The organism is Paenibacillus sp. MSJ-34 (assembly GCF_018918005.1).
Lineage (GTDB): Bacteria > Bacillota > Bacilli > Paenibacillales > Paenibacillaceae > MSJ-34.
In genome coordinates, this window is the sequence record NZ_JAHLPR010000001.1 from 32,365 (window position 1) to 42,984 (window position 10,620).

The following is a 10,620-nucleotide window of genomic DNA, read 5'->3' on the forward strand; positions in this document are numbered from 1 at the left end:
TAAATGTTATAAACGCTAGATTTTGCGGGGCAAAAGAGTTATGATGTTGTTTGGTGATTTAGAGCGATTAAAGGTTGATGAACATGCAGCGTTATTTTATTGCGCCGGACCAATTCGGCGAACATACGGTGACGATCGTCGGCGACGATGCGCGCCATTTGACGAAAGTGATGCGTGCCCGAAGCGGCGAGAAGATCGTTGTGTGCGACGGGGTATCGCGCGAGGCGGTAGCCGAGATTGCGAATATCGGCACGGGCAGCGTCGAAGCGAAAATTATCGAGCTGCGGCCCGTTACGCAGGAGCCTTGGCTGCAGGTAACGGTTGCGCAAAGCTTGCCCAAAGGCGATAAGATGGAGACCGTCATTCAGAAATGTACGGAAATCGGCGCCGTGCGTTTTATCCCGTTCGTATCCGAACGGACCATCGTCCAGTACGATGCGAAGAAAGAAACGAAGCGTCTGGAGAGATGGAGCAGAATCGCGAAGGAAGCCGCGGAACAAGCGCATCGCGGGCGCATTCCCGAAGTGGAAGAGACGAATGCTTGGAAGCAATTGCTGCATCGTTTCGCGTCGTACGATCTTGTTTTGTTTTGCTATGAAAAAGAACAATCCGGCAAATTGCGCGAATGCATCTCGCCTTTGATCCATAAAAGGGACGGCGGCGGAACGTTAGACGTTCTGCTCGTGATCGGCCCGGAAGGCGGGTTCGCCGAGGGCGAATGCTTGGCCGCGGAAGCGGCAGGGGCGAAGCCGGTAGGGTTGGGAGCGCGAATATTGCGCACGGAAACGGCCGCGATGGTCGGTTTGACGTGCCTATTATATGAATCCGGAGAGATGGGAGGAGTTTGACCAAATGCCGTCGGTAGCATTTTATACATTAGGTTGCAAAGTCAATTTTTACGATACGGAAGCAATATGGCAGTTGTTCAAAAACGAAGGCTACGAGCAAGTCGATTTCGAACAAACGGCCGACGTTTATTTGATCAACACATGCACAGTCACGAATACGGGCGACAAGAAAAGCAGGCAAATTATTCGCCGCGCCGTTCGCCGCAATCCCGACGCGATTATCGCCGTGACGGGCTGCTATGCGCAGACGTCCCCGGCCGAAATTATGGACATCCCGGGTGTCGACCTCGTCATCGGGACCCAAGACCGGGATAAAATGATGCCGTATATCGAGCAAATTCAACGAGAACGCAAACCGGTCAACGCGGTGCGCAACATTATGAAGACGCGCGAATTCGAAGAGCTTGACGTGCCGGATTTTGCGGATCGGACGCGGGCGTTTTTGAAAATTCAGGAAGGCTGCAACAATTTCTGCACGTTTTGTATTATTCCGTGGTCGCGCGGCCTGTCGCGCAGCCGCAATCCGGAAAGCGTCATTGAGCAAGCGAAACAGCTCGTAGCCGCCGGCTACAAGGAAATCGTCCTGACGGGCATCCATACGGGCGGTTACGGCGACGATTTGGAAAATTACCGCCTTGCCAATTTATTGTGGGATTTGGATAAAGTCGACGGGCTGGAGCGCGTGCGCATCAGTTCGATCGAAGCGAGCCAAATTACCGAAGAAGTGCTTGAAGTGCTGAACAAATCGGCCAAAATGTGCCGCCATTTGCACATTCCGCTGCAAGCGGGCGATGACGAAGTGCTGAAGAGAATGCGCCGCAAATATACGGTGGCCGAATTCGCCGAGAAAATCGAACGGATTCGCGAAGCGATGCCGGATGTAGCGATTACGACCGACGTCATCGTCGGGTTTCCGGGGGAAACGGACGAAATGTTCCGGAACGGCTACGAGTTTATGGTAAAAATGAATTTTTCCGAGATGCACGTATTCCCTTATTCGAAACGGACCGGTACGCCGGCGGCGCGGATGGAGGATCAGGTGGACGAAGAAGTGAAGCATGCGCGCGTGCATGAACTGATCGACTTGTCGGAGCGAATGCAGCTTGATTACGCCAAGCGATTCGTCGGACAGGTGGTTGACGTCATTCCGGAACGCGACTATAAAGGGGCGCCGGGAACGGGCAAACTGATGGGTTATTCCGACAATTACTTGCAAGTCGTCTTCGACGGCGACGAGTCGCTCATCGGCAAGCTGTGCCGCGTGAAAATTACCGAGGCGGGAGTCAACGAAAGCGAAGGCCGGTTGGTGCGCGTGATCGACGACGCAGATTACGCTCCGAGGGCGGCCAATAGTTAAACATGGATCTCAACCGCCCCGTCTGGCTAAGACGGGGTGATTGTTATTTCGAGAGGCGAAGGAGGAATTCGAATGCAGGAAATTTCCGCAGGCGGCGTCGTATTCCGCAAACGGGCGGATCGGCTTGAAATTCAACTGATACAGGACCGGTACGGCAAAATTTCTTTGGCTAAAGGGAAAATGGAACCGGGAGAAACGGTGGAGCAAACGGCGCTGCGCGAAATCGCGGAGGAAACCGGGATTACCGGCCGCATTGTCGAGCCGATCGAACGGATTGCCTACCAATACAGCAAGGCGGATGGACAAACGGTCGATAAAATCGTTCATTATTTTTTGGTGGAAGCGGTCGAAGGCTCTTTGCAGGCGCAAACGGAAGAAATTGAGGGCGTAGCGTGGTATGCCCCGGAAGAAGCTTGGGACAAACAGAAGCAACACGGCTATTCGAATAACGATAATGTCTTGCGGAAAGCGTTTGAAAAATTGGGACAAAAGGCGGGACAGTAAAGGATGTGCTTACAAAACAGCTGGAAGCGAAGCGGCACGGCTTCTACAGCGTTTGTGTAAACGCGTCTGGGTGCCGGCACGCCGCGAACTGCCGGTCCGATCCGGGCGCCGTCGCCGCGGCATGCGGGCTTTCCTATCGCGCATATCTGGGGGAAGCGTCCGGCGGCGTGCGCGATACCGACACGGCGGCGCCAACGATCGAAGCGGACGCAATCCGCATCGGCACAAGTTCGGGCGCGGCGATCGTCAACCGAGCTTCTTCCATACCGGGAGGTAGCACAGCGGAAGGGCAAGCAAAGAACATACAATATTGAAGATCGTTTGCGCATGGGCGATTTGCCCGGCGGGATCGGCCGAAATCCAGGCGGAGGCGGCTTGCAAATGTCCGATCAACGGATAGAACAGGATCGCGCCTCCGACGTTGAGGGCGATATGAGACCATGCAACGAAGCTTGCGGATCGGCTCCCCCCGAAGGAGGCCATTAACGCGGTCACGCAAGTGCCGATGTTGGCGCCGAGTACGATCGCAACGCCGAGATCGATAGGAATGGCGCCCATGGCCGCCAGTCCCATCGTCATGCCGATCATCGCCGCGCTGCTGTGGATGATCGCGGTGAGGCAGGCGCCGGCGGCGATGCCCCACAGCAAGCTTTGTCCCGAACGTTCGAGAAACCAGGCGAACATGCCGTAGGATTGCAATACGGAGCCGATGGACTGCATATAGCGGATTCCGATCAGTACGAGCGCGAATCCGGCAACGGCAATCGCCGCATATTGCATCGGCTGAAGCCAATGCGCGATCCGTTCGAACGGACGAGGTGCGATTTCCGCCGCGACGACGGCCAATATCCATAAGGCGACGGCTGCTGACAGGAGCGGCCCGCCCAAATGATTAATATTCAACCCGATTAATTCGGTCGTTAAACAAGTGCCGATATTGCTGCCGAGAATAATGCCGAGCGTGCGCGGAAACGAGAGCAGCCCGGCATTGACAAGTCCGATCGAGATAACGGTAATCGCCGTGCTGCTCTGGAGCAAAGCCGTCGCTCCGGCGCTCACGACCATGCCGTGCACGGGCGTTTGCGTCGAAGAATGGACCAATTGGATCATTCGCGGACCTGCCCATAAATGCAAAGCAAATTCCATCATTTTCATGCCGAACAAAAAAACGGCCAATCCGATGCAGAGGGGTAAAATAATATCATGCAACATTTGCGGGTCTCCTTTGCGGCATAGTTATACATACTTATGAAACAAGCAAGACAACCATGACAAGCATTTCGGCATCGTTCGATGCCGGTTAGGAGGATATATGGCATCCGTCATTTTGCAGCGAAGCCGGAAGAAAAGATTGGAACAAGGGCATCCTTGGATATTCGAGAATGAAATCGAACGGGTGGAAGGGGAGCCGGTTGCCGGCGATTTGGTCGAAGTGTCGAATCATCAAGGGCGATACCTCGCGACAGGTTATTTCAATCCGCAATCGAAAATAACGGTGCGCATCGTCTCGTACGCGCCGATCGAACGGATGGACCGTTCATTTTTTGCCGAACGCTTCCGCCGCTGTCTGGAACATCGTTCGCGCTTTCTCGGCGAGGCGGACGCTTATCGGCTCGTTTACGGGGAAGCCGATTTTTTGCCCGGATTGATCGTGGACCGATTTGCGGATGTGCTGGTCGTGCAACTGCTGACGCTCGGCATGGATCGGCGGCGGGAAGAGATTGTCGGGGCGCTGGTTGACACGGTGCGGCCGAAGGGCATCTATGAGCGCAGCGACGTGGCGATCCGGGAATTGGAAGGCTTGGAGCAGAGAACGGGCGAGTTGTACGGCGAATGTCCGCGCCATGTCACGGTTACCGAGAACGGACTGAAGATCGAGGTAGACATTGTGGAAGGGCAAAAAACGGGCTACTTTTTCGATCAACGCGAAAATCGCGCCTCGATCGCGCCGTTAATGGCCGGCTGGGGAGCGCGCAGCGGGATTGCGCTGCGGGAGGTCGAGGAAGACGGCGTGCTGCAGCGCCGGCCTGTCAATGCGAACGGCAAAACGGTTACGTTCCCTTATTGGGACGGAGCAACCGTTCTGGAATGTTTCTCCCATACGGGCAGCTTTACGCTGCACGCATGCAAATACGGCGCCAAGAAGGTAACCTGTTTGGACATCTCCGAGCATGCGATCGAAAGCGCGCGGCGCAATGTAGAATGGAACGGATTTACGGATCGGGTCGAATTCGTCGTCGCCGACGCATTCGATTATTTGCGCAGCCAGGTGAAAGGCTTGGAGGAACGGACCGAACGCGGGGAGGGACAGCGCGGCAAAGTGGATACTTCCAAGCCGTTGACGGCCGGCGGCGGACGCACTTGGGATGTCGTCATTCTCGATCCGCCCGCGTTTGCCAAGACGAAGAGCGCAGTGGCGGGCGCTTGCCGCGGGTACAAGGACATTAATTTGCATGGCATGAAGCTGGTCAACGAAGGCGGATATTTGGTGACGGCAAGCTGTTCGTACCATATGCGCCCGGACTTGTTCCTGCAGACGATTCAAGAAGCGGCCGCCGACGCGGGCAAAATATTGCGCCTGATCGAATGGCGGGCCGCGGGCAAAGACCATCCGCAAATTCTCGGCGTCAACGAAGGGCATTACTTGAAGTTCGCGATTTTCGAAGTAAGAAGCCGGTTGTAAACGGCGATGCGTCGAAAGCGTCGGTAAGCCGGTAAGGATGTTAGACAATAAGGATGTTAGATGATAACAGACAGTTAGGTTCGAACTTGAATGGGAGGCGGAAAACATGAAAATCGAGGAGACGCGGAAGCCGCCGAGCCGCATTTTGACTGCGACGGGCGGTTTTCTGGCAGGCTATAGCCATTCTCTCAATCCATACGCCGGATGTTCGTACGGATGCTCCTATTGTTATGTGCGCAAGCTGCCGGTCGCCATGTTTCGCGGATTGGAGTGGGGCGAATGGGTCCATGTGAAGGAAGGCGCATCGGAGCGGCTGCGCAAAGAGCTTCTTTCGGCGAAAAAGAAAGGGCCTGTCACGATTTTCATGTCTTCCAGCACCGATCCTTACCAACCGATCGAGCATCGTGAACGATTGACGAGATCGCTGCTGGAGACGTTGGCGGAAAATCCGCCCGAATTTTTATTCGTACAGACGCGCAGTCCGCTCGTTGTAAGAGATATCGATTTATTCGCGCAATTCGGGGACAACATTCGCATTAGCGTGACGATCGAGACCGATTCGGACGAGATGCGGAAGCTGTTTGCGCCGGCGGCGCCACCTATTGCGGCGAGATTTGCCGCTTTGCGGAAATTGTCGGCTGCGGGACTGCAGACCCAAGCGGCGGTCGCCCCGGTGCTTCCAAGCTCCGATCGTTTCGCCTCCAAGCTTGCGGAAGTGACGGAACGGGTGTGCCTGGACGATTATTTCCAAGGCGACGGCAGCTTCGGCAAACGGACGGAGCAGCTCGGCATCCGCGCCATTTACGACCAACACGGCCTGTCGGAATGGTATTCTCCCAAGGCGACGGCCAAAGTGCTGGAACGATTGCAAGCCGTATTCCGCGACGATCAAATCCGTTTGAATCAGGAAGGGTTCGCGCCTTCTTGATCGACCGGAGGCATCCGTCTGCTGGAATCGGTTGCATAATAGATCGTACCTGAACTCCCGTAGATTGTAACGGACTTCGGATACGTTCCCATATGAACGAAACCTGTCAACCCCTAGCTCGTACGACGATTTTTTTACGCTTTAAAGTAAGCCTGTACGTAACGCGCAAAATGACGAGTCGGTTTCGTTCATTGTAACGAATCGACGTGTCAAGGACCTTTCGGCAATGCTAATAAGCGCATCTGTGTGTCCGTGTTAAACGAACAAACGGCTCAAATCCGATTTGTGTACAAAATTTCGAACAAAATCGACTGGTTCGATGCGTGCTCCGCTTGTTTTGTACGATTTTTCGCATACAATTACAGGATGAGGGCACAAATCATCGTTTGTGTATGAAATTTCGAACAAAATCGGCTGATTCGATGCACGCTCCGCTCATGTGTATGATCATTTTGCCCGCTTTTCCAGCAAATCGTTATAATGAACGAAACCGACTCCGATCTAAATGGAGGTCTTTCATTGCCTCAGAATCTACCATCCCGCGAATCTCCTTCGCTCTTATTGACAAACAAACTGCCTGCAACCTTTCGGTCAACCGCTGGATGATTTCCATAGAGTTGCCTTACCAGAATGGAATCCAACTTTCTCCACGCCCAAATACGGTGCATTTTACAGCAATTATGTTAAAATAGGGCTAATCTATTCTATGTCGAAAGAGGGCGGAATGATGTCGATTCAATTTGTCATTGGCCGCTCGGGAAGCGGGAAAACGCGGCATTGCTTGGATCGGATCCGCGATAAGCTGCGAAGCGATCCGGACGGGAAGCCGTTAATTATTCTCGTCCCCGAGCAAGGGACGTTTCAAGTCGAGCATGCGCTCGTCAGCTCGCCGGAATTGCAGGGAACGATCCGGGCGCAAGTGCTCAGCTTCCGCCGTTTGGCGTACCGGGTCATGCAGGAAACCGGGGGAACGGCGTTCGTTCCGATCAATGATGACGGCAAGAAGATGCTGCTGTACAAAATGATTCACCGCTCCAAACGGGAACTGCGTCTTTTCCATACGGCGGCGGATCAGATGGGGTTCATCGACCGCTTGAACGATCTGTTCAATGAATTGAAACGCTATTGCATCGACCCGGAACGTCTGGACGAGCATGCGCAGTTTGCGGCGGAGCATATGAAGGGGCATACGCTGATCCAGGATAAGCTTCACGATATATCGCGAATTTATCGCGAATTTACCGGCGCGCTCTCGCAGCATTACGTCGATTCGGAGGACATGCTCGCCATGCTGGCGCAAGGGATGGAGCATTCGGCATACATACGCGAAGCGGAAATATGGATCGACGGCTTTCACGGTTTTACGCCGCAAGAGCTGCAGGTGCTGGAGCAGTTGATTCGGACCGCTGCCGGCGTAACGGTCACCTGCTGTCTGGACAAGCCGTACGATCACGGGGAGAAGCCTCATGAACTGGAGCTGTTTCACCCGACAGCCACGACGTATATCCAGCTGAAAGAGATGGCGGAACGATCCGGCGTGGCGATCGAGGAACCTGTCGTATTAACGGAGACGCCGCTGCCCCGATTCGCAGACAATGAAGCGCTGGCCCATTTGGAGCGGGCTTACGACCGCCGTATTCCTTGGAAAGCGCCGCATGCGAAGGCATTGACCTTCGGCAGCCCGGAATGCGGAATATCGCTGCATGCCGCGGCAAGCCGCCGGGCGGAAGCGGAGGGCGTCGCGCGCGAGATGCTGCGGCTTTCGCGGGAGCGAGGCGTTCGTTGGCGCGATATGGCCGTTATGGTGCGGAATATCGCCGATTACGAGCCGTTGATCGCAACTGTATTCGCGGATCATGAGATTCCGTATTTTCTCGACCAGAAGAAAAACGTGCTGCACCATCCATTGATCGAATTTATTCGCTCCGCCGTGGAAATTGCGGTTCGCCATTGGCAGTACGACGCGGTGTTCCGCTGCGTGAAGACGGATTTCCTGCTGCCGGAGGACGGTTCGATCGGAAGAGACGATATGGACCGGCTGGAAAACTACGTGCTTGCGGCGGGCATCCGCGGCTCGCGCTGGACGGACGGCAAGCCTTGGCGGCCGCTCTATTCGTCGCTCGATCCTGATCAGCCCGAGGAGCGGGAGCAGGAGGGACAAGCGCCCGAATCGATCGAACGATGCCGCATGCAAATTGTCCGGCCGCTGCATGCGTTCGAGAAAGCGTTGAAACATGCCGCCAACGTTCGCGGAATGTGCGAAGCGGTCTACAGTCTGCTCGTTCGGGTCGAAGCGCCGCAAAGGCTGGACCGGTTGAGCCGCCGCTGTATTGCGGAGGGCCAGCCGCAAAAGGCGAAAGAGCATCGCCAATTATGGGGCGGCGTCTTGGACGTATTGGATCAAATCGTCGAGATGATGGGCGACGAACAACTCGCGCCGGAGTTGTTCGCGGGAATACTGGAAACCGGCTTGGAAAGTTTGAAGCTGGCGCTCGTTCCCCCCGCGCTCGATCAGGTTTTGATCGGAAGCATGGATCGGACGCGTGCCGGGCAGGTGCAATACAGCTTCTTGCTTGGCGTGAACGACGGCGTTATTCCGGCGCGGGCGGTGGAGGACGGAGTGCTGACCGAACAGGAGCGCGAGCGGCTGGCTGGTATCGGTATGGAACTCGCTCCTGGCATTCGCCGCAAGCTGCTAGACGAACGCTTCGTCATCTATAACGCGATTACGGCGCCGAGCCGGCATTTATGGGTCAGCTATCCGCTGGCGGACGAGGAAGGGAAATCGTTGTTGCCGTCGGAGCTGATGCGCCACCTGCGCACGATCTTTCCGGGCATTCGCGAACGATTCCTGGCGGGCGAGCCGCATGCGCAACTGAGCGTGAAAGAACAATTGGATTATATCGCCCATCCGGAACGAGCGCTGTCTTATTTGATTGCGGAACTTCGAGGCTGGCGGCGCGGCATAGCGATGTCCGACGTATGGTGGGAGGCGTACAATTGGTTTTGCAGCCAGCCGGCCTGGCGTCCGAAATTGCGCATGCTGCTGCAGTCGCTGTTTTATAAGAACGGCGCGGAATCTTTGCAGGAGCGGACAAGCCGCAGCTTGTACGGCAAACATTTGCGGGCGAGCGTCTCGCGCATGGAACGGTTCGTCTCGTGTCCGTTCGCGCATTTCGCATCCCATGGACTTCGGTTGAAAGAAAGGCAATTGTACCGGCTGGAAGCGCCGGATATCGGGCAGCTGTTTCACGCGGCGTTAAGCCAAATGGCCGTACGAATGAAGGAGGACAACCGGCGCTGGGGCGATTTGTCGCCGGAAGAGTGCAAGCAGGCCGCAGGGAATGTCGTCGATATGCTGGCTCCGCGTTTGCAGGGCGAAATCTTGAACAGCTCCAAGCGCTATCGCTATATTGCGCGCAAGCTGAAGGATATCGTCGGCCGGGCCGCGATCGTGCTGGGCGAACATGCGCGCCGCGGCTCGTTCGAACCGGTCGGGCTCGAGATCGATTTCGGGCCGGGCAAGCCGTTGCCGCCGCTGCAATTTACGCTCGACAACGGCTGCACGATGGAAATTATCGGCCGCATCGATCGCGTCGACAAGGCGGAAGGCGAACAAGGCGTATTGCTGCGCGTCATCGATTATAAATCGAGCCAGACCGATTTAAGGCTCCATGAAGTTTATTACGGATTGTCGCTGCAAATGCTGACGTATTTGGACGTGCTGCTCACCCACGCCGAGACATGGCTGGGGGAAACGGCGCTGCCTGGGGGCGCGCTCTATTTTCACGTACATAACCCGCTGCTGCAAACCGCGAACGGAATGTCGCGCGATCAGGCGAACGAGCAGTTGTTCAAACGCTTCAAAATGAAAGGGCTCGTGCTTGCGGACCGCGAAGCCGTGTCGCTGATGGACGCGACGCTCGATAAAGGATATTCGCAAGTGATTCCGGTTGCGGTGAAAGCGGATGGCGGCTTTTACAGCAATGCGGCGGTGGCGACGCCGGAACAATGGGATACGCTGCGGCAAGCGGTACGGGGCACGATCCGCCGCATCGGCACCCGAATTACGGACGGCGAGGTTGCGATCGAGCCGTACCGCATCGCGCACAAAACCGCATGCGCCCATTGCTCGTATAAGCCGGTTTGCCAATTCGACGAGTTGATCGAAGGCAATGAGTTCAATTCGCTCTTGAAGCCGGACAAAGAACAAGTGTGGTCGCTGCTGGAAGATGCGGGGAAAGACGGCTCCGCCGCGGCGGCGGAAAGCGCCGAGCGGCCGAAGCGGGAGTAAACCGGC

General features: G+C 55.8%; 8 protein-coding genes. 7 read left to right on the forward strand and 1 reads right to left on the reverse strand.

Annotated elements, in window-relative coordinates; all coding sequences use genetic code 11:
* The first annotated feature begins 83 nt into the window (after nt 1-83).
* The 4 genes from KQI79_RS00160 (at nt 84) to KQI79_RS28430 (ending at nt 3,023) form a co-directional block, all read left to right on the forward strand.
* Nucleotides 84-848 carry an RsmE family RNA methyltransferase gene (locus KQI79_RS00160; RefSeq protein ID WP_216536190.1) on the forward strand — a complete coding sequence of 255 codons (765 nt, stop codon included), beginning with the start codon at nt 84-86 and terminating at the stop codon, nt 846-848.
* Between the two features lie 4 nt (nt 849-852).
* On the forward strand, nt 853-2,205 hold the full coding sequence (mtaB, locus tag KQI79_RS00165; RefSeq protein WP_216536191.1) for a tRNA (N(6)-L-threonylcarbamoyladenosine(37)-C(2))-methylthiotransferase MtaB: 1,353 nt from the start codon (nt 853-855) through the stop codon (nt 2,203-2,205).
* 72 nt (nt 2,206-2,277) lie between these two features.
* Entirely contained in the window at nt 2,278-2,709 is a 432-nt protein-coding gene (locus KQI79_RS00170) for an NUDIX hydrolase (protein WP_216536192.1), read from the forward strand.
* A gap of 5 nt (nt 2,710-2,714) precedes the next feature.
* Nucleotides 2,715-3,023 carry a hypothetical protein gene (locus tag KQI79_RS28430; RefSeq protein WP_483311355.1) on the forward strand — a complete coding sequence of 103 codons (309 nt, stop codon included), beginning with the start codon at nt 2,715-2,717 and terminating at the stop codon, nt 3,021-3,023.
* Here KQI79_RS28430 and KQI79_RS00180 read toward each other — a convergent pair.
* The gene (locus KQI79_RS00180; RefSeq protein ID WP_216536193.1) at nt 2,956-3,921 is read right to left on the reverse strand and encodes a Na/Pi cotransporter family protein; all 966 of its coding nucleotides are present in this window, start codon (nt 3,919-3,921) and stop codon (nt 2,956-2,958) included. The two genes, KQI79_RS28430 and KQI79_RS00180, sit on opposite strands and share 68 nt — an antisense overlap.
* 100 nt (nt 3,922-4,021) lie before the next feature.
* Here KQI79_RS00180 and KQI79_RS00185 point away from each other — a divergent pair, with 100 nt between their 5' ends.
* The 3 genes from KQI79_RS00185 (at nt 4,022) to addB (ending at nt 10,614) form a co-directional block, all read left to right on the forward strand.
* Nucleotides 4,022-5,392: a class I SAM-dependent rRNA methyltransferase gene (locus KQI79_RS00185; protein WP_216536194.1), complete on the forward strand. Its 1,371-nt coding sequence runs from the start codon at nt 4,022-4,024 to the stop codon at nt 5,390-5,392.
* A 106-nt stretch (nt 5,393-5,498) separates the two neighbouring features.
* Nucleotides 5,499-6,320: an SPL family radical SAM protein gene (locus tag KQI79_RS00190; protein WP_216536195.1), complete on the forward strand. Its 822-nt coding sequence runs from the start codon at nt 5,499-5,501 to the stop codon at nt 6,318-6,320.
* 727 nt (nt 6,321-7,047) lie between these two features.
* Nucleotides 7,048-10,614, forward strand: coding sequence for a helicase-exonuclease AddAB subunit AddB (addB, locus tag KQI79_RS00195; protein ID WP_216536355.1), 3,567 nt, complete (start codon nt 7,048-7,050; stop codon nt 10,612-10,614).
* Nucleotides 10,615-10,620: the final 6 nt, after the last annotated feature.